Source organism: Mycoplasma sp. 4044 (assembly GCF_053851695.1).
Window position 1 is genome coordinate 37,520 of sequence record NZ_JBSQBD010000002.1, and the last position, 25,111, is coordinate 62,630.

10 protein-coding genes are annotated in these 25,111 nt (G+C 29.3%); 2 read left to right on the plus strand and 8 right to left on the minus strand.

Annotated features, from left to right (window positions below; all coding sequences use genetic code 4):
* Window positions 1-2: 2 nt before the first annotated feature.
* From ACWXVN_RS02220 to ACWXVN_RS02255, 8 genes are all read right to left on the minus strand, one after another.
* Window positions 3-848, minus strand: a complete 846-nt coding sequence (locus tag ACWXVN_RS02220) for a hypothetical protein (protein ID WP_455978980.1) — start codon at window positions 846-848, stop codon at window positions 3-5.
* On the minus strand, window positions 820-1,056 hold the full coding sequence (locus tag ACWXVN_RS02225) for a hypothetical protein (protein WP_438341772.1): 237 nt from the start codon (window positions 1,054-1,056) through the stop codon (window positions 820-822). Before ACWXVN_RS02225 ends, ACWXVN_RS02220 begins: the two co-directional genes overlap by 29 nt.
* Window positions 1,056-3,557, minus strand: a complete 2,502-nt coding sequence (locus ACWXVN_RS02230) for a hypothetical protein (protein WP_455978981.1) — start codon at window positions 3,555-3,557, stop codon at window positions 1,056-1,058. Before ACWXVN_RS02230 ends, ACWXVN_RS02225 begins: the two co-directional genes overlap by 1 nt.
* An 89-nt stretch (window positions 3,558-3,646) precedes the next feature.
* Window positions 3,647-11,686 carry a hypothetical protein gene (locus ACWXVN_RS02235; RefSeq protein ID WP_455978982.1) on the minus strand — a complete coding sequence of 2,680 codons (8,040 nt, stop codon included), beginning with the start codon at window positions 11,684-11,686 and terminating at the stop codon, window positions 3,647-3,649.
* Between the two features lie 349 nt (window positions 11,687-12,035).
* A complete protein-coding gene (locus ACWXVN_RS02240; RefSeq protein WP_455978983.1) occupies window positions 12,036-12,257 on the minus strand; it encodes a hypothetical protein in 222 nt (73 codons plus the stop codon).
* Window positions 12,258-12,274: 17 nt separating this feature from the next.
* On the minus strand, window positions 12,275-20,977 hold the full coding sequence (locus ACWXVN_RS02245) for a hypothetical protein (protein ID WP_455978984.1): 8,703 nt from the start codon (window positions 20,975-20,977) through the stop codon (window positions 12,275-12,277).
* Window positions 20,978-21,001: 24 nt separating this feature from the next.
* Window positions 21,002-21,259: a hypothetical protein gene (locus ACWXVN_RS02250; RefSeq protein WP_438341782.1), complete on the minus strand. Its 258-nt coding sequence runs from the start codon at window positions 21,257-21,259 to the stop codon at window positions 21,002-21,004.
* A gap of 195 nt (window positions 21,260-21,454) precedes the next feature.
* A complete protein-coding gene (locus ACWXVN_RS02255) occupies window positions 21,455-22,435 on the minus strand; it encodes a leucine-rich repeat protein (protein ID WP_438341783.1) in 981 nt (326 codons plus the stop codon).
* 209 nt (window positions 22,436-22,644) lie between these two features.
* Between ACWXVN_RS02255 and dcm_N the strand changes: the two genes are divergently transcribed.
* The gene (gene dcm_N, locus ACWXVN_RS02260; RefSeq protein ID WP_455978985.1) at window positions 22,645-23,808 is read left to right on the plus strand and encodes a DNA (cytosine-5-)-methyltransferase N-terminal subunit; all 1,164 of its coding nucleotides are present in this window, start codon (window positions 22,645-22,647) and stop codon (window positions 23,806-23,808) included.
* Window positions 23,796-25,034 carry an MAG4270 family putative restriction endonuclease gene (locus ACWXVN_RS02265; RefSeq protein ID WP_455978986.1) on the plus strand — a complete coding sequence of 413 codons (1,239 nt, stop codon included), beginning with the start codon at window positions 23,796-23,798 and terminating at the stop codon, window positions 25,032-25,034. The genes dcm_N and ACWXVN_RS02265 overlap by 13 nt, the downstream gene beginning before the upstream one ends.
* The last annotated feature ends 77 nt before the right edge of the window (window positions 25,035-25,111 follow it).

Sequence of the window (25,111 nt, forward strand, 5' to 3'; positions counted from 1 at the left end):
TGTTAGGCTAGGGTTTTTTTAATTTTCTGTGCAAAAAATAAAGCTATGTTATGCACTGTTATAATTAATTTTTCTTTTTCTATTTCATCTAAATTCTTATCATATCACTGCAAAAATTCAAAGTCATATGATCAATCGTTAACATCATTTAAATTAAAATGTTCTAACAACAAGTAAGCTATCATTTCTAAGTTTAAATTGTAACTGGCAATCGATTTATTAGAATTGTTTAGATCAAATACAAGCTTTAACACATTGTAAAATTGCTTTTTAAATTTTTGATTGTCACTAAAATCAAATTCCGCGTAGCAATTTAGCTCTTTAGCAATTTGGATAATAATCTTTTTGAAAGTATCAAAATTGACGTTTTTAATTTTATTTTCAAAAGGTTTGTTTAATTGATTTTCATCAAAAACAGGTACAAGCGTATACATTTTCTTTTTTAACAGAAATAGTTCGCCATTTTGATACTTCTTGATCTGATCTGAATTAGCCCTTTTAAATTCAACTAAACTTACATCATTATTTTCTTTATCAATCAAAAATGAAACATTCTTAAGCATTACTATGTAGGAAGCTTTTTGTCCTTTTTTAACATAGTAACCACGTTTTTTTCAACCTTCAAAATCATCATGAACCAAACCTTTGCTTTGATATTTTTCAAGCAGTCAAATATTAATTAAATCGTAAGGTAATAAGTGTGAAAGATATTTTAAAGATGCTATCAAGTTTTGTTTTGAGCTAAAAAAATGATTATTTTTCTTTTTAGCATAATCAATAGCGTCACTAACTTCTTTGCTAACTTGGTAATTTGCAAAATTAGATGTTGTAATGGACTGGAAATACATAATTTTCCTTGGCAGCTTCGTTAGTTCACTTATATGTTACATCTTTTGTTTTAATTTCTCCGCTTTGTGATGTTGCCATTTTACCTATCCCAATCAGTGAAGATATTAAGTTTATTCCAAGCGGTATCAGTGTAGTAAGAACTGTTATCAAGCTTCCAACTTGAATTTTTGCTGCATTTGTGTCACTTATTTCTTTGAAATTATTCATTAATGGTATGGTCCTTTTGGTCTTCCTCTAACTTTTGGTGGATTTTGCATTGTACTTAGTCTAAGACTACTTAAAAATGAAAAATCATTTGAAATATGTCTATTAATGCCATCGATTAATTGATTAGCAGTGGTAATGCCATATCCTTTTGATAAACTTGATTTATTTGCTTTAATATTTTGTGCTAGTGTTTTTATTTTGTCATCCATATCGTTTACTTCATAGTAAGAAGTGTTGTAATATTTTCTCAATGCATCACTAAAATCGCCATCCAATTTTATGAAAATACTTTCATTGCCGTCAAATTGATTCAATGTGTATATTTCGTATGCTCTAGCATTAATACCACTAAATGAGTTAGAACTTAAATTGTTGTGGAAGCCAATATATCGATTGATATCGTTTAAATATAATTTTCATGTTTGAAATTTAGCATCTATTATTGCCTTAGCTCACTTGCTTTGGGCGCGAAGCAATAAACTTTCTACTGACTGAATTTTAGTTTTTAATTCAGCAATACTTGTGGCAAGTTGTTCTTTTTCCTTAATTAATGATTGAACTTGTTTTGTTAATTCTGTTTCTTTGTTGGTTAAAAGTTGAATTTTTTGATTTTGTGTCTCTATAAGTGCTTTCTTGTTTTCTATTTCACTTAAAGCGAGTTTTAAGTCATCATTTGATTTGTTAAATTTAGCAGTCATTTCTGAAAGTTGTTTTTTGTATTTTACTAAATCACCATTTTCAACTTTTAACTTACTTATGTCGTCTTTTAAATTTCGGATTGTTAATTCATTTTGACTTATTGTACGTTCTTTAGATTTTACATCTTGTTTTAAGCCAATAATTTCAGATCTTGCAACAGATAAGTCCCGGCTTATTTTGTTTAAGTTACCTTGTGATGTAGTAAGCAAGTTTTGGTTATTAGTTATAGTTTGTTGAAGAAATCCGATTTTTTGATTAAGTTTTGCTGCTTCGTCTCTTAATTCCAAGATAGTCTGACGATGTTTAAAATAAACATCAACAACGTTTCAATTCAAAAGATTGTAAGATTTTAATCATGACTCAAAATTCAACATCATAGTCTCGGATTTCGTTATCATTTTTTCCTTTTGAATGAATTTATTTTCATTTATCATGGCTTGCACGTCACTTTTGAATGTTTTTAAAAATGTTATAAATGTTTCAGTATTACCATAAAAGTCTTTAAGTTTTTCAAAACTTGAGCCTTTGAAAATTTCTTTAGCAGATGCGAACGTAGTTTCAACATTTATTAGCATTTTCTCAATTATTGCCTTAATTACTAAAACATATGCTTTTGCGTTTTCTGTGTATTTTGAATTGTCTGCTTTAAGTTGAGTAATTAAAATATTGAGCTTCGTTGTTTCTGATTCATGCAACTCATTTATCTTCTTAATTGCTTCTTCATTTTCTTTTTGTAAAGCTATCAAATTATTGTTTAAACCAAAATTAGCGTTGTTTAATTCGTCTATTTTCGTATTCAAAGCTCCTAACATACTTTTATACTTATCTTCAGTTTGTTTTTTGTCTTCAATAGCTGAAGCTATTTTTTTGGTCAAAATGCTTTTTTCATTATTTAAAGATTCCACTTGTTTGTTCAGTGATGAAATGTTCTTTTTATTGCGTTCATTTTCGTTTGTAATAACATCAATACGCGACTCATAGATTTGTCTTTCTCTATCACGTTGTTCATTTAAGGTATTGTTTCTTGCTTGTAATTCATTTTTTTCAGCCGCATATTTAGCATTCAAACCATTTAAAACATTTTGTAATCTAAGTATTTCTTCATCTGAAACTTGTTTATTAGTTATAAGCTTAGCATTGTACTCAGCAAGATTTTTATTGTATTTTTCAGTGAGTAGAACATAATCTTTTTTGTATTGTTCTAATTGATTTACTAATTGACTTATCTGTTTATCGGACATTAATTTAGCTTCTATTGCAGATTTAGTTAAGTCACTTTTAACGTTTTCTATTTCTTGTTTATATTTTTGAACTTCACTTTTGCTTTTTGACAAAGCAACTAATAAGTTTTGCTTTTGTGTTTTTAAATCTTCTAGCGATGAATTTTGTGTTGAAATTTTGCTGTTCGATTCAAGCAACGTTTTGTTTATTTGTAAATTTTCTAATTCTAATTTCTTTACTAATTGTGTCAAAGATTGTAATTTTTCACTAAGAGCAATTTTTTGATTTTCGTCAGAAGAAGCATTTTGCTTGAATGATTCTATTTGTTCTAAAAGTGCATTGTTATGATTTTGTTTTTCAATTAAAAGCTTATTTAAGTCATTTAATTCAGTTCTTAAATCCGTTATTTTTTCATTGCTTTTGCGCAACGTTGACTTTTTTTGTACTTGTGTAATAGCACTAATTGTAAATGTTGTTACACTTGCACATGCCATTAAGCCTAAGGCGATAAATGCAAATATTTTTTTGCGATCTTTGGGATTTGTTCTTGTGTTTTTGTAAATATTTGCAGCACTCTGCATTTTCCTCCTTTCACTTATTAAAGTAAAAAATGAAACCAATTTTAAAAATAAAAACACTCCAAGTAATTTTGGAGTGTCACGTTGAAGTATTATTGAATTTGGGTTTTGAATTTAATTAATCCAGCATTATATAAAATTGATTTTTTAGTATGATCGTCAGTAACGTGTGTGTTTTTAGGATTGTCAGGATCTGATCACACTAATTTTCCACTCATATCGTTTTTGAAAACTTTGAATGAATTATATTTTCCAGCAGCATCTTCTGTTGTTAAAACATGATCTGTATTTTCCCTTATGTCGATATATGTATCTTTTTTAGCATCATCATAGTTTCAAGATTTTGATGTTCCTAATCCCATTTGTTGCATAACATCACCTCTAGAGAAAAGAATTGCTGCATCGACTGGTGATATTGTGTGTATGGTTTTTTCACTAGTTTGTCCTGGGTAAGTAACTTTATGCTCAGTAAACATTGGTGCGTAAAATTTGCCTGTCGATCATACTGTAAAATTCTTATAGAATGTTTGATTTTCCATTCAACTATTTCAAATGTAGATTTTTTTATCTTCTTCATTATATTCAAAATTGAATTTGTAGTAATAAACTGTAACCGTTGGTGAATTATATTCCTTAACGTATGAGTAAGCGCTGGTTTCATCACTAGGAACGAATGCTTTGCCCAGTCCAACTAGATCATTGAATTCTGAGTCAGCTTCTGTATTTCTATAAGGAGCCGATATAAACTCTCCTGGAATTGCTTGAATTACAGTTAATTCTCTTTTATTGATATTCATCTGCATAATTTGGAATTGATGCTCTAAATCTAGATATGTAGCACTGTGTCCATTATTTTGATAATTAATAAATCTAGGATTTGTGAACTTGATGTCAAACTTACTTTGATTATTGTCATAAGACGCGTCTTGTCAAATAGCATTATTTTCTTTATCAACGAAAACTTTTGTTAGTGCCTGGCTGTTAGTTGAATTTTTAATTGCTCATGCAATGTCTTCAGAAATCTTTTGCTCATATTGATCTTTGGTTAAGTTTTTGTCTCAACTTGAAGTTGCCACATCAAAGAAAGGTGTTTTTGCATCATAACCAAATTTATTATTGCTTTCAGTAAAAGGCTTGTCTTCATCAGTACCAGCATAACCACCTGCAGCCACGAAGCTGACAGAAGCATCACCAAATTTATTTTGTGCCGGAAACTCAGAAGCCTCTTCGGAAGTTCAAAATCTTGTGCTGTCGTTTTTTATCAATGATTCCATCGATCTTTGATCATATCAATTTCACGTTCTTATACTTAACACTGGATCTACTTTTATATAGTCCGGTAAGTAGCTTGGGGTATATTCATATTTAAGTCTAAATGATATATTTCGAGAATTTGATGCGTTAGGTATTTTGTATCAAGAACCATCATCTTGTTTTACAATTTTAACTCTTACATTTTTTAAATTAAAATCAGATGGATCACTTGACTTGTCTTTTTTAGTAAATGCAAATAAATTAAATAGTGAAAGGATTTCATCATTTTCGGTGATGTCAATTTCTGTATCACCTGGTTTTGAATATTTCATCAGTGCTTGATAGAATTGTTCTCTTGTAGCAGTATTTGAAGCACTTATGGCTAAATATCCTCGACCATAGGTGTAGTCGTATTTCATTAATTTTGACATTAATGAAGCAAAGTAACTATTAAGTCGTCCATCGCTTGGATCTTGCTCATTAACTGTTCTCATCATTGTAGATAGCTGCGCTAATTTTGAAATGTCAGTTATAAATCACAATTGTTTTGAGTCATAGAATTCATTAGTTCCAGGAATTTTAGAACTTACTCAGAAGAGATTTACCAAATCACGTCATGTTCTTGTTACATGTATTAAGTCCAAATAATTGCTATATATGCTATTAATGGAAGATTTGATACTTTCTATGTTAGCGTCATTACTATTAATGTCTTTTGTTGCGTAAATATCAGCCATTGCTTCTTTTAGTAAAGAATAATTTCTAATTTCTTCATATTTCGCACTATATTCTTTTAACAGAGTTTCTCAAAAATCATAAAAATCATTCAATGTTGAATTTGTGTTTAGCATAAGTTTTGCTAGGGTTGTGGCACTTGCATAACCACTTAGAAGTTTATCTTGCTTTAGCAAATTTGCATATTTTTGCATTGCAGGATGAATTTTTTCAACTCAAATTCTTCGTGATTCATTGAAGCCTAAAAATTTGTAAACGTCTAAATTTGGATTTTCAATATTAATCATCTTGTAAGGTTCAATTGCATAAAGCATTTCATAAGAAGCATACTCACCTAAGAAAGTAATTTCAAATCTAAAGAATAAACCTTGTTCAAGAGGGCTATCCGCAGTATTATCAAATAACATACTGAAAAATTCTTTTGCTTTAGACACTAAGGCATTAATTTTAGATTGAACTGCACTAATTTTTTGTTCCACAGTATCGACAAAATCACTTTCAAAAGATTTTGTTGCATCAACTGAAGCATACCCAAATACATTGAATAAACTTGCATCGCTGATGTTTTGTAAATCAGTGAGTGTGCTTACTATTTCATCGTATGCATCTTGCACACCTTCATAGTCTCTTGTTTTCGAACTACTGAACGCATCTTTGTATGCTTGGAGAAGTTTAATTTTTTCAAACATTCTGCTTTGTTCGTAATTGAAAACATCATTCATGAATTCAGTTAATTTTCTAATTCCATAGTCAAGAATTTCAGTAGTTATGAAAGAATGGTCATGGATATTTGTTGATTTAGCTTTATTAAGTCTATCTAAAACTTCATATGTGAATCCGTCAGGAATGGTTACATTTCATGTTGTTGAATCATTATTTTTAGCTTTTACATAGTCGTAAAGAGCTTGACAAGTTTCTTTTAATTTGTCAACATCATGCGAAATATTAATTGCTACTTCATTGCTTTTATCTAAAACATCACTTTTAGCCTGTTTTACTACTTCTAGCGATAAATCACTACTGTGGAAAGTTGCACTGGCTTGCGCAACTGTTTGTTTTAGTGCTTCAATGCTTTGTTTTGTTTGCTTGCTACGAATGTATTCTTGATTTTGTCTTGTTGGTTCAAAATCAAGGAAATTTTGCGCATCAATTAAAGCCTCATCTAATTCAAATAAGGCATTTTTTAAATCAACTACAGCATTATTTTTTGCTTCGTAATCACTTTGTGCATGTTCAAAATCTTCTTCACTAGCATCGAGAGAAATATTTTTAGCTTCTAGTCATTGCGATGTTAATTTTTCCACTAATTTTGTGTTCAAGTTTTTATCTGATAATTGTTCATTACCATTAACCTTTTTGATACTTTTTACATAACTTGGTAAAAATGAGTTAGCAACTTTTTGGTATCAAGCCAATTTTTTAGTATACTCTTGTGCTTTTGCTACATCATTAGTGTTGTATAGATTTTTAGCACTAGCAATTAAGTTTGTAAATTCATCATAGAATGGTTTGATGTTTTCATTGTCATTATTAAATGCATATTTAGTTGATGAACCATCATTTTCAATTGATTTAATTACTGTTGCTAGTTGTTTTAAGGTGTCAAAAGAATCTTTAATTACTTGTAGTTGTTGATTAATAGCTTCAGAATTACTTTGACTGAATAATACACTATCATCTGTTGAAGATACATTCAGTGCCATCAATGTTTTTACACGTTTGGCAATCGTTTGACTGAATTCAGGAAGTGAATTTGCTAAGTCATTTGACTCAGCCTTTTCTAAAATTTCTTTGGCTAAATTGTAGTTTGCAAGTCTGTGATTGTGAAGTTGTTTGATTTCATTTTCTTTTTGAGATGCTGCTGTGTTTTTAGCCGAAATTTTAGCATTATCTTGGTCATCCTGATATCTTTGTTCTGGTTGTGGACTGTTAGTTCACAATGTATCGATTAATGCTTCAATATCGATGTTGTAAACTTCATTTTTATCAGTTTGTTCACCTTTTCATTGATTAATTTGTTGTGATATGGCTTTTAATGTGTTTAGCAAGGTTATTGTTGCACTAACTCTTGCTTTTAGTTGAGGTAAAATGGCTGAGTTTTGGCTTCCGTCTTCGTTTAATGAATCTGCTTGAATGTTATCCAAAAATTGATTGATTCTTGCTTTTTGATATTTGTCTTCTAGACCTTTATATGTATAGAATTCAATACCTTCTTGAGTTTTATCACCATTTAGGATAAGTTTTGCTTGTTTAATTAAGTCTTGAAGTTCAGTCGAATCTTTCAATTCTTTTACTGCTTTAGTAAGCTCATCTTTTAGTTTTGATAGAGTAGTTGTGTCCAAATTCTGTGGCACATAATTTTCTTGAGCTTTCTTAATTAAATCTTTAACTTTATCTTTTAGACGATTAATGTGTGAATTGTCAGTATCAGTTGTTGCATTCAGTGCGTCTTGGGCATTTTTTACTTCTTTAGCAAGTTCAACTACGTTATCTTTATTTGCTTTTAAGTCATTGATAAAATCTTTAATTTTTTGAATTTCTTCATCAGATGTTGCACCATTGTTTTTGTTAACTAACTCATCTAATTGTTGGTTAATTTTAGTTTGTGCTTCACTATCAACGTCGCTTGCGTTTTCAGCTAAAGTATTTTGAAGTACTTGTCTTAAACCATTTTCTTGATTATCTATTGCATCTTTGTTTTCATCTTTGTTACTTTGTTGATCTTTTAGCGAATCATAAACTTGTTGCAATTGTGAATTTTTTGCTTCTGTATCATCATAGTTTTTTTCAATGCTTGGTTGTGAATTTTGCAATGCTTTTGATAATGTTTGAATTGCATTTTGAAGACTTTGTTTCTGTTGACTATCTTCAGTAGCTAATCAGTCTTTTAGTTGTTTTGCGACTTTTTTCTGAGTATTAATTAAATCTAAATACTTATCAATTTGGCCATTAATTTTATCAAAATCTTCTTGGTTTAAATCGTCTTGGCTTAGTCTATTTTTTAAGTCTTCAGCAAATGATTGAATGCCTTTTTTGACACTGTTAATTGCATCTAAAGCTGGATTTTCGACATTAGTTGTGTCGAACTCATCTAGATTTGTTAACTTAGCTAATTTATTTAATTTGTTGTTTAGCTTATCTTTAGCAAACGCCTTTTGCATTTTATCTTTAAAACTATTTAGCGAATCTAAAGCAATCTGTGGATCAGTTTTTTGTTGTTCATAATCAGCTTTAGTTGTTTCATACAATGGGAATGAATCATTTTCATTACCACTTACTTGTTTCAATGCTTCAATTGCTTTATCTGTCTTATTAACAACGTTTGCGTCAATATCATTGATTAGATTTTGCAACTGTGTATCAATTGCTTCTTTTTTTGCTTTTAGTTCAGTAATTTTTGCATCTAATTCAGCTTTTTTGTTGGCTAGTTGTTCACTAGTTAAATCATTAGATTCCAAGTATGAACTATATTCTGCTTCTAATTGTTTGATTTCGTTTGACAAATCATGATAAATTGCTTTTTGTTGGTCATTTTGGTTGCCTAAAATAGCCTTCAAATTATCGATTGAAGATAGTAATTCAACTTTAGCTTTTGCTTCTGCTAATTTTTTATCAATTTCTGCTTTTTTATTTTGTGAATTTTCGACAGTATCATCATAAGCAAACATATTATCTGCTACTTGTTCACTTAATTTGTCAATAATTTCTTGATATTTTGTTTCTTTATTATGTTGCAAAATTCAGTTTTGTGCTTCAACTAGTGAATCATTTAGAGATTTTATTGCTTCAAATTTTTGCAGTGCATCTTTTAATTTTTCATCTGAATTGCTATTCATTAAACTTTCAAATCAGCCATCAGTGATTTTTGATTTTTCATTTTTATACTTAATTGCAACACCCGCAACATAGTCTGAAGGTTTTGTGTCTTTGATTTGAGCATTAACTTTGGCAATTTTATCTTTTAAAAGACTGTTTTTTGTGTCCTGTAGACGTTCTTTTAGTGAGTCTAGCAAGTTTTGAAGATTTTCAAGATTGATGTTTTCGTCGGTATTGACATTATTAATTAAGTCATTGATTTTTTGTTTTAGTTTATCATTTTCTTCTTTTGCTTTATTTACATATTGTCCGGCATCTGAATCGTTAGATACTTCATTTTCAGCATCATTTAATGATTGAGTCCCTTTTTCTAAATTACGAATCAAAGGTAAGGCTTGCTCTAAATTATCAATGTTTTTGTTAATTGCATCAACATCATCTTGTGAAAGTGATTGATTTTGAATTTTGTTGCTTAAATCATTTAATTTTTGACTTAATTTTTGATAACTTGTCAACTTTTTATCTTCTTCATCTGGATAAAGGTTGTCTAATTCTTTTTTAGCATCTTCAGCTTTTGAAGATAAGTTAGAATCGATTTTTGTACTTTGTAATTGATTGAAGGCTTGACTTAATTTGTCACTTACATCTTTGATTGCTGAAGAATCAACATTGTCATCTTTAAATAAATTATGTGAACTATTTTGAAGACTTCTAATAGCAATAATTTGTTTTTCAAGTTTTTCGTTTCCAATTGTATCTTTGAAAATTTCTTGAATGTAGTCATTGATTTTTTCATTGATTGTATCTAAATTATTTAGAGCATCAATATTTTTTGCATATGATGCTATTTTTTCATTTAAAGCATCCAAATTTTTAGCTGTTGTTTCAGTTGGTTCACCATTTCAGGCATCATTAGTTAAACTATCTAATTGAGATTGATAATCATTTAGAAGTTGTAATTGCTCTTGGATGTCTTGTGAGCTTTTTCAAATTAAATCATTTTTACGATTATAAGTAATGTAAGCATTATCTGTAGTATTAGATAGATATTGTTTAATTTGACTGGCTTTTTTAATTAAAGGTAAACGTGCTAATTCTTTTAAACGACGAATGATTGCGTTTTTGTATGCTTGTGAGCTATTTGTTGTGTCAGAAGTAATATTTTGTTGTGAGTACTCTTGATCAATGAAATCTTGAATTCTTTTCACAATGTCAGCTGAGTTTGCATCATTGTAAACTGAAGCTAAAAATTTGGCTAGTGTATCGTCCAAAGTCTTTAACATTCCTAGCAATGCTTGACGACATTTTTCTTCTAGGGCAGTACTTAATTTTTTAGCATCAGTAGGTTTTAGTTTATCGCTATTGAAGATTGAATCTAATTGTAGATACATTTCTTGCAATTGAGCGCTGAAAAGTTGTTTATTTTCTTTTGCTAAACCTAGATCAGCATAAGCATTCAAGGCGTTTAGTAGTTGTTCGATGTTATTTTTAGTTTCCTTTGCATAAACTTGTGCACTAACATCGGCTAAAACATTGTTAGCAATTTCATTAATTTGTTTGTCTAAACTTTCAGTTGTCAGATTGCTATTAATCAAATTATTTAAAGCATTTTTGTACTCATGATTTTTATCTAAACTGATTAGGTTTTGTTTTTGACTTTCATCTAAATTTTTAAGAATAGTTGAAATTTTCTTATCTAATAAGTTTAATTGTGAAAGCTGAGCACTATATTTAGCTTTCTCTTCGATAACTTTATCATATTCGGTACTTGCAACGAAGTCTTCATAAGCACTCGAATTTTGCATTTGTTCTACTTGTTTAGTCAAATGCTTAATTTGTTTTTTCTGGATCTCAAGAAATGAGGTTCAGTTATATTTAATTTCTTCAATGTTTTTAGTATTGTCAAAAACTTTTGAAACAGTGTTTTGTAAGTCAATTTTCAATTGCTCAAAATCATCTTTTGAGGTAGATGAATTTAATCGAACATTAAATGAAGAAATTAAATGCTGCAATTGTGAAGCAATTTCTTTATTTGCATCGCTATTTTTCAAATAAGAATTTAATTGATCTAAATAACCATTAATTTCATAAACTGTTTGGTCAATAGATTGTTTATCTTTCTTGTAAACATTAACAATTTCTTTAGCATCATTTTTTAAAATATTGATTTCATTGTAGCTAAATGATTTTTGTACCAACTTGGCTTCAATATTATCTATTAAAGAATTGGCTTGGTTTTTAAGCGCTTGACTTGGTAAAGAGTTGATATCACTTTTTAGTGATGCTAAATAGTCACTCTCATTAGATTCAAGTACATCATTTAGCAATTTTTCTTGCTTTTCTACTGAAGTAGTGAATAAATCTTTAAAAGCCGCTAATTTTTCTTGTCTTTGTTGTACCGAAAGCGAGTTTCAGTTTGAGACAAAATTATCGATATCAGTTGAGAATTGCGGATTGTTGGCAAAATAATATGAATAAATACTTTGTTCCTGTATTCTGCTTCTTTGAGTATATAGAAAACTTTGTAGTTCAACAGTCTGATCTTGAGTTAGATTGCTATTAGTATTTTGTTGTAAATCATCGATTACACTAGAAAAGAATGAATTTTGAAAATCATTGATGGCAGTAACTTTTTCTTTGAAATTTTTATTATCATCATTTCAATAATTTTGAGCACTAGTAAGTTTTTTTATTTAACTCTTCTTTTACTTCTGGACTGAAATTTCATACATCTTTGTATGTTTGAAATTGATCTTTTGACTGGTCAAAAGTTTTATAAAAGTCATTTTTATTTTTGTCAAAATCTTGCTTTTGTAAAGCTAGTGCAATTGTTGAAGATGAAACCGCAATACCTAGAATTCCACTTAGTGATAATAATATTTTGCTTGATTTTGTCATGTTTTACCTTTCTTAAATTAGTGTAATTTCAATTTGATTTCTAGTTTGTCGATGTTTGTCTTATAAGAAAAAACTTCAGATGTCATTTCACCCTCTGGAGTAATTGCAGTTTCGTAAACCCCTCCCCCAAAATCTGGATTGTCATGTGAAGGGCGTCACAAAGAATAAAAGCTCTCGCCAGTAAAATAACCAAATCTTTTTATGTAAGTCTCATCATTATTCACAATTGAATCTTTAAGTAAAAGTTTGGTGTTAAAAGCATCGAGATCATTCAACAAATCTTCGGCCTTTGCCATATTTAAATACTCAGTTAATTTGTCTGCTTTGATTTGGGTTTTATAAGTTTGTGTTGTCCCATCATTTAGATGTACTGTTTTTTCTGTTGCTTTATCATCTAGAGTTCCAAAGTTATAAGTTTTGAACATTCAATTAGCAGAAGTATTAGGTTTTTTTACATAATTATTGCTGTCATTTATATATCCAGTAAGAAGATTAGTTTCTCCCTCGTCACTATTTTTATAAAGGCTATTTCCTAAATCTAAATCAAGAATTAAAACTGCTCTATCTTTAAATTCACCTTCTTCATAATTTTTGACCTTTACCATAGGAAAGGCTATACGAAGTTTAATCATATAATCAACATATTCTGAATATTTTTTAATATTTATATCTTTAACAGTTCAATAAATATATTGATTTCCATCACTAGACACAGATGGTTTGTATGAGTCGCCATCGAATAGTGGTTCAGCCTGACTTTTTTTTCGTAATGTTAAAAGAAAATCGTCTTTTAACTTCACTTTTACTTTTAAATTGTCGTTTTGTGCATCTTCTCTGCTATTTGTACTTGATTCAGGATTGTTTATATTTCCATAATTTTTTACTTCTGAAGAAAATATGTCTATATTACGCTTTGCCATGTCTAGGAGTGAATATTTAGCAAATGCGCCAACATAATTATTTATAACATTTTGTGCATTTCAACCTGCTTTATTTCAGTCGAAAATTTTGCTTTTTTCTTTTGTTTTAGAACCTAAGCTTTGTTGTGTTATAAAAACTTCGTCCAAAGTATTTACTGAAATGGTTACACCGTCATAGTATTTTGCAATGTAATCTACGCCTGGATAAGATGAACTACCTTCAGGTTTTTTGTAAATGAACCTTAAATTAAATTTAATTTTCTTAGTTAAACCATCGGTTTGGTTGAATATTTTAATGTATTGAGAATCAGTTTTAGCTTTATAGAATTGAACATCAACATTATTTAGGTTAAATTTCTGATTTTCACTAGACTTTAGAATATTGAACTTATTGAACAAGTCTAAAAATTCAGTTTTATCCTTAATAGAAGCATAGTCATATTCTGGGTTAGGTTCATTAGGATCTTCAACATTTGAAGTATTTACTTGATTTCATTTCTCAACGATATCTTCAGCACAAATTCCTTCTTTTACAACGATATCGTTGTAATTTGCTTCATTTGGTTTTTGTCAGTCAGGAACGACATCTAAATAGCTAAAAATTTCATTTAGATTATCCTTGTAACCAATTCAATCTTTTAATTGCTTAATTGAATTGTATGAACTCTCAATGTTTTTCAATACCATGTCGAAAGGAGTAACGTCTTTTTGTCAGTTGGCTAAAATATCAGTTTTTAACTTTTCAACTGCATCTTTTTCTTTATATGAATTTTTAATGAAATTACTGAAATCTGGATTTCGACTAGAAATATTGTTGCTATTTTCGTATATGTTGTAAGGGCTAATATTATTAACAACTTGTGAAAATAGCAAACCAAAATTAGAATAAGTTTCAGTGTAGTCTTTGTAAATTTTTACAAGTGAATTAGCGTTATCATTTGCACCATAAACTAGGTTGTTGAATTGTTTTTGGTTTTTATAAATTTGACCAATTAGTGTTTGTAGCTTTTCTTTTACGTTGTTCATTTTTTGAACTTGGTCGCCAGTTTGTGGATACTGAGCTTGTACTGAAGTATCTGTATAATCGTTATTAGCTAGAGATGAAACAAGCGAGCTAAGTGTTTCAACAACACTTATTGTGGCCGCATCTAGACTTTCGTCTTTAAAACTATTTAGACTTGATTCAATATCACTATATTTATTAATGCTTTTTAAGATAGTTGTAAAGTAATTTGCATACGCATCATTATTTTGTTTAGCGGCAAAATCACTTTTGAAATCACTATATTCTCTTGCTAATTTATTTAATGGACTAATGAATTTAGTATTCAGTGTTTGTAATTGTGTATCAAGTGATTTGATTTGTGCCATGTATGAATCAACTGCAGTAGTAAACACATTTTCGTAAAGGTCGCTTCCTGGTTTAACGGTTTCATCACTTAATTCTTGTGTTAGGTCAAAATTGAACTCATTTAAGAATGTGTTTAGTGAGTTTAAATCATCTTCACTTGCTTGCATAATTTTTAGCAATTGTGCTTTAGTTAAATCTTCTCAATCTTGTGGTTTTGATGTTCCCTCGACGCTATTTATTAAATCAGCAAAGTCTTTTAATCATTTATGTTCTCAATAAATTCTAGCTTTTAGACCTTGATACAATTTCAAGACATTTTGTTGGTATTTTTGTTGTAATGAGTTGTATTTTTCAGAAATTTCATTGAACGTATCCTTATCATTGATACCCTTAACTGAAGACAAGTATGTAAAATCTGGATCGCTTGAGTATTCTAGTGTTGGTCTAATATTATTTTGAAGCATTAAAACGCTCAATTTTACAAAGTTGTTTGCTAAGGTTTTAGCTTGGTCCAGTTTGGTTTGTTTTAGTTTGTGCGACAATCCTGTTTGCATATTTCTTAGTTCTTCGAATGAGGCATTTTTTCTTTTACTCATTTCGACAATTGCTTGATCGTCAGTAGTAATGCCTGGATCTGATTGCTTGATTTGTTCTAGTGTTTCAGTTGTGTGTTGAATTGCTCTTTGAATAGCTTGATTCAATTCTTCAAAAACAGCTTTCATTGTGTCATCTTGAGCATAAGTATCTTTTAGTGCATATCAAGATTGAGCAATTTGGATGTTGGCTTGCAATTTGTATGTGTCTCAGAATGCTTGATTGAATGTATAAGCATTAGAAGCATCTTTATTTACATACAATTCTGATCATGATCCATTTGTTGGAACTTCAATTTTGTAAGTATTAGGAACAAATTGAAGATATTTTAACTCTAGTTGTCTTCTAGGAATGACAATATCATAATTTTGATCGTTGACAATTAGTCGTGATTTAAGTTTTTGTAACGCTAGATCAACTATTTCGTTTAATGGTGCTTTTTGTTCGTCTGATAACTTGATTTGTGGTCATGCAGTGAAATAATAGTTTTTTGAATAATATAGAGCCGGTATGTAAGCAGCTGAGATTGTTAACATTTCTTTACTTCACTCAATCAGTGTATCTTTAGAAATGTCATCATTTAATAAATTGTCAGTAATTTTATTTACTAAACCTACAACAGGAGGATTTACATCTTGGGCTGAGCCAAATAGTTTTTCAGTGTATTGTTTAATAACTTCTGAGTCAGTGAAAGCATCAGGATAAAGACTTTTTAAGTAATCATTTTGTTCTTTTACAGCTTTCACATTAGTCATAATTGCTTCATAGAAGTAGAGATTAGCATATTTATCAAAAGCATTTGCTCTAATCTCTTCAAGTTTATTGTTTAAATTACTAAAACTTGAATCACTAGGAGCTTTAGTTAGCGAATCTAAATTAGCATTTGATAATTCAGTTAAAAGGTTTTCATAGTAAGCCTTAATGTATTGTTTTGAAGCGGTTTCATTTAGGTCAACTCAATAAATTTCGTCATAACGTTCTTCAATTAAATCGAATAAGTTAGTTTGGTTTCTGTTAATAATGTCATCAGCAATGTGCTGTCTTAAATTTGCAATATTCAAAAGTTTTGCAAAATCGTTTTCTAAAACTTTTTGAAGACTCAAAATGTAATTAACAGGTTTAACAACATCGCCTATAGCAGGTTTTCCTCAGACAGCATCAACTGGAACACTTCTTAAAATTGCATCAGCCATGTTTTTGGCGTCTACTACATCTTTTACGGTTCTGTATAGTCTTGATGCTGCTACTTCTTGCTGCTTAGTAATCAATTCTTCCTGTTTGTTTAATAAATTAATTATGTCGTTGAATTTTTCAATGTAACCAATTATGTTTTCACGACTCAATACTTCACTTGTTGCTCCTGAATACAATCTATTAACATAATCTTCAAAAGCCTCTTGCTCATCGTTTGCTGAGCCAAAATTACCAGTTCCTTCTGGATATTTAATGCTATTAATTTTTTGTAAAGAAAGAAGGTAAAGTTCACGCAATCTTGTTGTTAAATCAACTAGTAATTTTAAATTTTCAATTTTTTCTTTTGAATCATAGACATCTTTGTCATTTAAATCTTTCGAACCATATAAGTCTTTTAACTGCTCATTTGCTTTATTTAGTTCGGTTAAGGCTTTTTCGATCAATTGAGTTTTTTCGTGATTCTCATCTTCAACTTCAGACATTTTTTGTTGATAAAAATCGTTTGTATCTTTAACTAATTTAGCAATTTGCTTGCTATTATCAATTGAATCAATCAAATCATTTAACTTAGTGTTAACTTCAATAGCTTGCTCATTATTTGTAATATTATTTGCATCAGTTTGCAACCCATTGAAAAGGTCGTCCATTTTTTGTTTGAAATCAGGATCTAAATTTTCAAATGAACCTTGGTCAAAATCATTTTTAGCATCTGTTACTTTGTTTGTTATATCTTCTTTGTTTTCTGGTGACGTTTTGGTTTGAATTACTGCATTATCAAGGTCTTGCTTTTTGTTTAATATTTCTTGCGAACTTTCATCTGTAGTTGTAGATGGTAGTGATTGTTTAATTTTATCTTCAAGATCAACAGCTTTTTGGTTATCAGTATCATTATTTTGATTTTTAAGATTTTGAATACGATCAAAAGCCTCTTTTTGTGATTTCACTAAAGAGTTTATTGCATCTAATTTATCTTTTAACTTGCTTAGTTCTTCTTTATCCGAACTGCTTAAAGCATTAGCTTTGTTGACAATATTTTGCACATATTCTTCTAGCTTTTGAGCAACTTCAGAAGCAAGTGGATTATTAGTGTATGGATGTTCCCTTAAAGAATTTATATTATTTAATGTCTCGTCTTTTTTAGCATTAAATATATCTTTTTGGTAAGCGTCATCCATTTTTTGTAAATATGCTTTTAGATTTTCACTGTTAGATTCCGGAGAGTTTTTATCGGCATTGTATTGATTGATAACAGACTCAAGAGTTGGAACTTGGATTCCACGCAGTGAAGAATCTTTTAATAAGTAATTGATTTTTTTAGAAATTTCAGAATTTACTTCTTCTAGTTTGTTGTAGAAATCATTTTTATCTTTTGTTGCTTCGTCATACAATGTTTCGGCATCCAATTTTGCTTTCTTTAGATCTAAAATTGAAGCATCTTTGTTTAAAACCTTAGTTTCTAGATCATTTATCTTTTGTTCTAATTCTGAAGCTTTAGTAGCAAAATTTGGTGAGTTCTTTTCTTTATCTGTGTATACATTTTTAGCTTTATTGATAGCCTTTTCTGTTTCAATATAATCTTTATTTTTTGAAAGAGCATTGTTTAGATTATCAATTTTTTGTTTTATTTGGTCATCATCATCTTTATCGCTTGGTAAAGAGTCTAAAATTGCATCTTTTAGATGTTGCCAAGCATATGGATTTTCATCCTTGTTGATATCATCTAATGAATTTAAAGCATTAGACAATTTTTGTACAAGTGGCAGAACTTTTTTGATTTTATCTGTTAATTGTTGTAATTGTTCCAAATTAGGATCAGCAGAAGAAAGTAAATTTTCTTTTTCATTTAAAAGTGATTTAATTACTTCATTTACTTCTTTATAAGGTGATTCCTGAGAATTTTGCTCATCTTCTTCATATAGTGCATCACTTAGATCTCTTTCGCTTTTATCAAGAAGAGCTAGTGATAATTGTTTGTTAAGTTCATTATTGCTTTCATCAAGTTGTTGTTGTACTTCTTGGTATTGTTTTTGTTCACTAACCTCTTTTTGATTAAAAGCTTCTGGTTTGTTGTACTGATCTAAAAGTGCTTTTGCTTTTTGGTATGCTTGATCAAAATCTTTATGGCTATCAGTGTTATCTAAGTCAACTTTCTTGATTGATGCTTGTTCGTAACTTTGTTGTAATTTTGCTAGTGAAATTTCTAAACTTGCACCACTTGGAGCATTTTGACTTAATTTTTCGATTTGTGCTTTTACATTGTTTCTTTGTTCTTCGTTTTCAGCATTTGAATAATCTTGAGATAGTTTGTCAAGTTTATTTAAAAATGATTGTTCGACTGCGTGAGTTTGTGAAATTTCATGCGCATTTTTAAAAGCATCAACAATTGCTTTTAAATTAGAATCAAAAATTTCATTTGCTTTGGTTTGGTTTTGTTTTGTTTCAGTGTTTTTGATTGCATCATCTAATGCTTTTTGAATTGAATCTATGGTTTTATCAGTGTTTTGTGGATTACTGAATGATTCGTCAGCTTGTTTGATGATTTGTTTGATATTTTTAATATCCTGACTAAATTTAGGATCGGGATTTTGATTGTATTTGTCAACTAAATCATTTGCTTGTTTTAACAAATCATCAAGTGTTTTGTATTTATCAAGATTGGTAGTTACTGATTCTATTTGTTTTTCAATAGCTTTTAGCTGTTCTTCTTTTTGTTCTAAAGTTAAATCGTTATTTTTTGAAATTAAATCAGCTTTCGCTTTTAAAGCATCTAATAAGTTAAGTAATTTTTCTTTGCCACCATTTGAATTGTCACCAAATTTATCATTAACTGTCTTTTTGGCATCCTCAACTTGTTTTTGCACTTTTGCACTACTAATAGCAGCTTCTTGGTTTAATAAAGTTTCTTGCGCTCAATTAATATCATTTTGCATTTCTTGACGAGTAGCACCATCGTAAAGACTTGTAACTAAATAAACATCATTTAACTCTCATTTATTAACAAACGTCTGAACATTTTGTTTTATTGAAACGTCAGGAATATCGTTTTGAATAGCTTTTAAATTTAGCACCAAGTTTTTGATTTCATCTTTGTTAATAGCGCGCAATGATTCAATTGCACTTGCTAAAAATTTGGTATTCGCTTCAATAGTTTGTGGAACAGACAAGTGGTTTGTAATTGAATTATCTAATGAAGTAAGTTTTTGCTTATCTTCAACATTTAAGCCAGTGAATTCTTCGTTTTTGATTGATGTTTTTACTTGATCTTGTAATTTTTTGATTTCATTTACTAGTTGTTGATTATAAGCAATAGTGCTGATTAAATTATTGTACACATTTGAAAGGTTAGTAATAAAATCACCAATATTATCAACATTGGTTTTTAGTAGTTGGTCATTTGCAAGTTTTTCAAAATCTTCTAAAGTGATTAAATTAGTATCTTTAGCGTTTTCTAAGACTTCATGAAGTTTTTGTGTGTAACGTCAAGCAAGGTTGAATAAAACTTTTTTGTCTTGCAATTGGTTATAAAGTTGCACACTTGGATTTTGTATGTCTACATTGACAATGTTGTCATTTACTCAATTTGTTAAGATTCCATAGTTTTGAGCGTTGTTAGCAAAATATTGTTGTAGAGTTTGAATGGCTTGTTTTAAATCATTTTGTGACAAGAAATTAGCACTGATTTTTGAAAAACTTGTGTCAATAAAGTCATTAATATCTTCTTTAACTGTTAAGTTGTTAGCAGGAATTTTGGCATATGAATCAAATATTGCTTGCTTGAAGCTTGAAGCTTGTTTAATATACGAGTCTTTTGTTGCTTCGTCTAATTGTGCACTTTGAATTTCTTTAACTAATGCATCAAATTTAGTATTGATTGAGTCAATGTTTTCTTTTGATAAAGTGTTTAAAGCATCCTGAGTACTGCTTGCTGCATTTCTTAGAACTTGGTTGAAAATATTGTTTAAAGTTTGTGCAAAGTCACGGCTAGTATTTGGGTTAGCCATTTCATTTTTAATTGTGTCTAGAGCTTGGAAAACATTATTTTTGTCAGTTGAGTTTTTGAAGAAATTATCGTTGTAAATATCTTTTTCAATTAGTTCATAAAATTGTTGTTCTAATTGATCTGAAAATTCATTACTTTTTTGTAGCAATGCATCATAATTGGCATAGAAATTGTCAAAATCAAAATCATTAGCGTCATTATTTTTTACATTGTCATAAAGTGATGTAACTTTTGCCTTTAATTCATTATCTTTAACTAGTGATGCTAATTCGTCTAATGATGCTTGAATTTGTTCTTTTGTAGCTTCTTTATTAGCAACAACAGATTCAAATTTTGCTTTTTTTACTGACTGAGATAATTCATTTTTAAGACGATACATTTGCGCAACATCAGAATCTTTCTGTTTTACAAATTCTGATGCTCTTTGTACTAAGTCACTAATTTTTTGCTTGTTGTCATCACTTAGATTTTTGTTTTCAGCCAACTCGACTTGAGTTTTCTTAATTTCATCTTCCATTGCTTGGTAAATGTTGTTATTCTTTGCATAATTAACTTCTTCAACAGAACTTTGTTTTACCAAAAGTAGTGCAGTAGTAAGACCAACAGCAGCTACAGTTCCAGTACCCAAGGCTATCATTGAATTTAATAATTTGTTTTTCATACTTGTTCTCCTTAGTTTTGATGATTAGTTATTTTTAAAAAATCCAAAAATTCCATTTACTCTTTGTGCTTTAGTTAAAAGCAAACCATTTGCATCAGTGTTATTGAAACGAATAAAGTCTGCTAGATAAGCGATTTCAACACACAAAATCAAAAGCAGAAGCAAAGTCAAAATGATTGCTATCGCTAGTCAAATTTTTTGCCCCTTAGTCATTGGCTTTTTTTCTTTATTTTTGCTTTCTGAGTTGCTTTTAGCAACTTCCTGGCTTGTTCTTTGTTCCATAAAAAATCACTTCCTTAATTTGTTGTTTTGTAAAAACAAGATTTCTAAAAATCTTACTACATATTTAAATAAATTTGTCGGCTTTGCAAAAAAAAAAAAAAATGCGAGCAATATTGCTTGTAATGCGGAAAAATACTGTTTTTTTGAGTTTTTTGACCGGTTTTTTTGACTGAAAAAATTCAGTCTTTTTTTGGTTTAATTTTCTGGTTTTTCAAACACTTTTGCGTCTTTAAATTTGAATTTTAAACGAGTTAAAAAATTCAATTTTCTTGCTTCAAAAAGACTGGATTTTTGTCACTTTGCTTTTGGCATTTTGATTTTTGAAATTGAAGAATTTGCAAAGGCTAAATCGTTTACAAAAAGTACATTTTCAGCACTAATTTTATTTATTTTATTGTCGAAATAAAAGGCTTTTTGTGCAATAAGACGAATGTTAGAACCTAAGATTAACTCACTTACTTCTTGTTTTGATTCAACTAAAATGTTGTCGTAAATTAATAAGCTTTTAGTGTCTAATTTATTGTCATTAAAGAATTTTGCACCAGTAAAAGCATTTTTAGCAACATAACTGATGTTAGGAAATTTAGCTTGTGCTAGGCTTGAGTTTTCGAAAGCATACTCACCTACAAAATCAACATTTTCAAGATTAATGGTTGATAATGTTTTTGTTTCAAATAAAGAATATGGAGCGATGTGTTTTAAGTTAGGAGCATTGATTTCTTGTAATTTGTAACAATATGCAAGGGCATAAAAATCAATGTATTCAAGAGCAGGGGCATCAAGTTTTTCAAGTGTAGTGTAAGAAAGCCCTGAAGCATGAATTTTCTTAATACTTGGCATCTCAACATCTTTCAAACTGACACAACCTTCAAAGACAGCAACACCAATTTCTTGTAAATTTTTCATTTTAACTTCTTGTAAATTAATACATTGATAAAAAGCTCTTGTACCAATAGTTTTAACGTTATTCATCTCGACGCTAACTAAGTATTTATTAGTTACAAAAACTGATTGAACCACTTCATCAATATCATTTAAAACTAAACGGAATTTAAAAGGAATTTTTTGACGATAAGCAATTAATTTGTTATTTTCAACAATTAAAATAAAACCGTCTTTTTCATTATTTATGTATGATTTATCAATTGTCATAATTAGTTCATTTTTTTCATTCATACATACCTCCTTAGAATTACTAAAATTATAAATTCAAAAACATTTTTTGTGTTGTTTTACTTATGAAGTTAAAAATGATAATTAGTTGTTAATATCGAACGCCGGGTATCGTTGTTTTTGTATATCGTTTCGTTATAATACTTTAGACATGAAAAAGGAAATTACACTATTTGAGGCTTTCGCTGGAATAGGAAGCCAATATAGAGCGCTTGAGCGCGTCTCTCTCTCTCTCTCTCTCTAAAAGGCAATCTAAGTATAGAGTAATCAATTTAGGAACAATCGATTGATACATTGATGCTATTATTTCATATCAACTAATTCATTATGGAAAACTAAAAAAAGAAACAAAATATAGCCACGAACAAATGGCTAATCTTTTAGCACAATATACTTTTAGTGCCGATAGCAAAAAGCCAGTTGGTAATAATTATTTTATGAAAATGAATGAACAAAAGTTGGCATCAATTTTTCCTTACTTATATTCGTATGTTAACAATGATTACTTTCATCAAAAATATGGTTTCAAAAAAGACAAACAAGCAAGTAGTAACACTGATATTTCGAAATTTCAAACCTTACCGGAAGGAATTGACATTTTCACTTATTCATTTCCTTGTCAGGACTTGAGCCAGCAAGGTAAACAACGAGGTTTAACTAAGGAAACTCGTAGTGGTCTGTTATACCAGGTCGAACGAATTTTAAAACAAAATAAGGATCGTTTACCAAAAGTGTTAGTACTTGAAAATGTTAAAGCGCTAGCTTCACAAAAATTTATTCACCAATTTGAAGATTGACTGAACACACTCAAGAAATTAGGTTATAAAAGTTATTGAAAAGTAATTAATGCCGCTGATATGGGTAGTGCTCAAAATCGCGAAAGAGTTTTTGCTATTTCAATCCTGAAAGATAAATTATCAGAAGAATTTGAATTTCCTCAAAAAGTTGAAAATGGTAAAAGTTTAAAAGATATCATTCGCGCAGTCAAGAGCAATGATAAACGCCTTAATTTAGCACAAAAATATGAAATGACTGATTTTGTAACAACAGCCAACAATATAACTAAGGCAAGACTACTAAATTACACTGAATTTAACTCAGAATCATACGTTTATAAGCCAATTAATAAAGGACCTACATTGACTGCTTCTGGTGCTAATGCCAGATTAAAATTCTATTTTGAAAGATCTAAAATTCTTAAGGTAATTAACTCTCAGGAAGCTTACGAGTATATGGGATTCGAAAAGCGTGACTGACAGATAGTAAAAAGCAGTGATTTAGTTTCTGAAACAAAAATGATTTACACATGTGGAAATTCAATTTGTGTTGAAGTTTTAGAACAACTTTTTAGCCAAATACTAAAATGTTTAAAATAGACAAAAACACTAGAATCTTTAAAATTCCTTTGTGTTCTAAGTCATACATTAATAAAAGAAGTAGAGGCGAAAAAGTACTGTTCGATTTATATATTGTTTTTGACACTAAGTTTCTTTATATCAAGACATGATATGCTAACTTTCTAGAAGCTCAAATTGACTTGTATACAACTCCTTCTCACTTCAAAACTAATCCTAAGAATTTCAGACACAGAAAACAACTATTAGAAGAAAGACTTGGTTTCAAAATTCAAGAGAGACCCGACAGAAAAGCCAAGCTTATCAAGACTCTTGATGACGAGCAGTTAAAATCGCTTGAATACTATGTTAACAACAATTATTTTGAAGATGGTTGCACTTTGAAGGGTCTAATTTACCTGTTTAAAGGAAATAATCCTGGGGGTTCTGTTACAAATCCATCTTCTTCTGAAATTGTAAGTCTCCCAAGTAAAAAAGATAACTTCACAATAATCAATCCAGCATTAGCTTTTGACTCAATTTTTCTGGATACCGATGACTTTAAGTACCAAAATTTAAATGAATTTTTAACAATTAATACTAGAGAAAATAATGTTGAATCTTTCAATGATTTTTTAGAATACATTAAATCCGATTGTGAATTTTTGTACAACTTGATAAAACTATTGAATAAGTATGATAAATCACTAAAAAACCAAAAAGACATAGAAATTAAAATGTTACGTGAAAAGACTTTAAAAAAGAGTGAAAAGTACTATTGATTCATTCAATACATTAAAGATGAAGCAAAAAAACAAAGAGCACAATATAGAGACAAAACATCAGAGTGACTTGTATTTGAAAATTTTGCTGTAGAAGCTATTGAAAAAGCACACATCTATAATGTTAGTTGAATCAAAAGAGATGCTATTGAATACGCACATCAAAACACTAGCTGAAAAAGGAGTAAGTTAGAAAAAGAAATTAATAACATTTTATCTGATATATCAAACAAATATAACTTTCTTAATCTAGATGCTACTGTTCATAAAATGTTTGACGGATATAAATTTACATTCGATGCTGAAAATGGCAATCAAGTAATACTAGATGACACTATAGCTAAAAATGAACGTATAGCAACATACTTAGAGCCTTACAAGCAAATAGAACATAGCAAACTTAATAATGAGCTTAAGAAATTCATATCAAAAAGAAACGACTACCTATCAAAAAATGGATTAATTTCACAAGAGAAGATAATTTAGCAGTCTTTTTTGGTTGTTTTTGTGTCTTTTTGTAAATTTAGTCGCGCTTGCGACTTTTTATTTGTTCTTTAAATAAA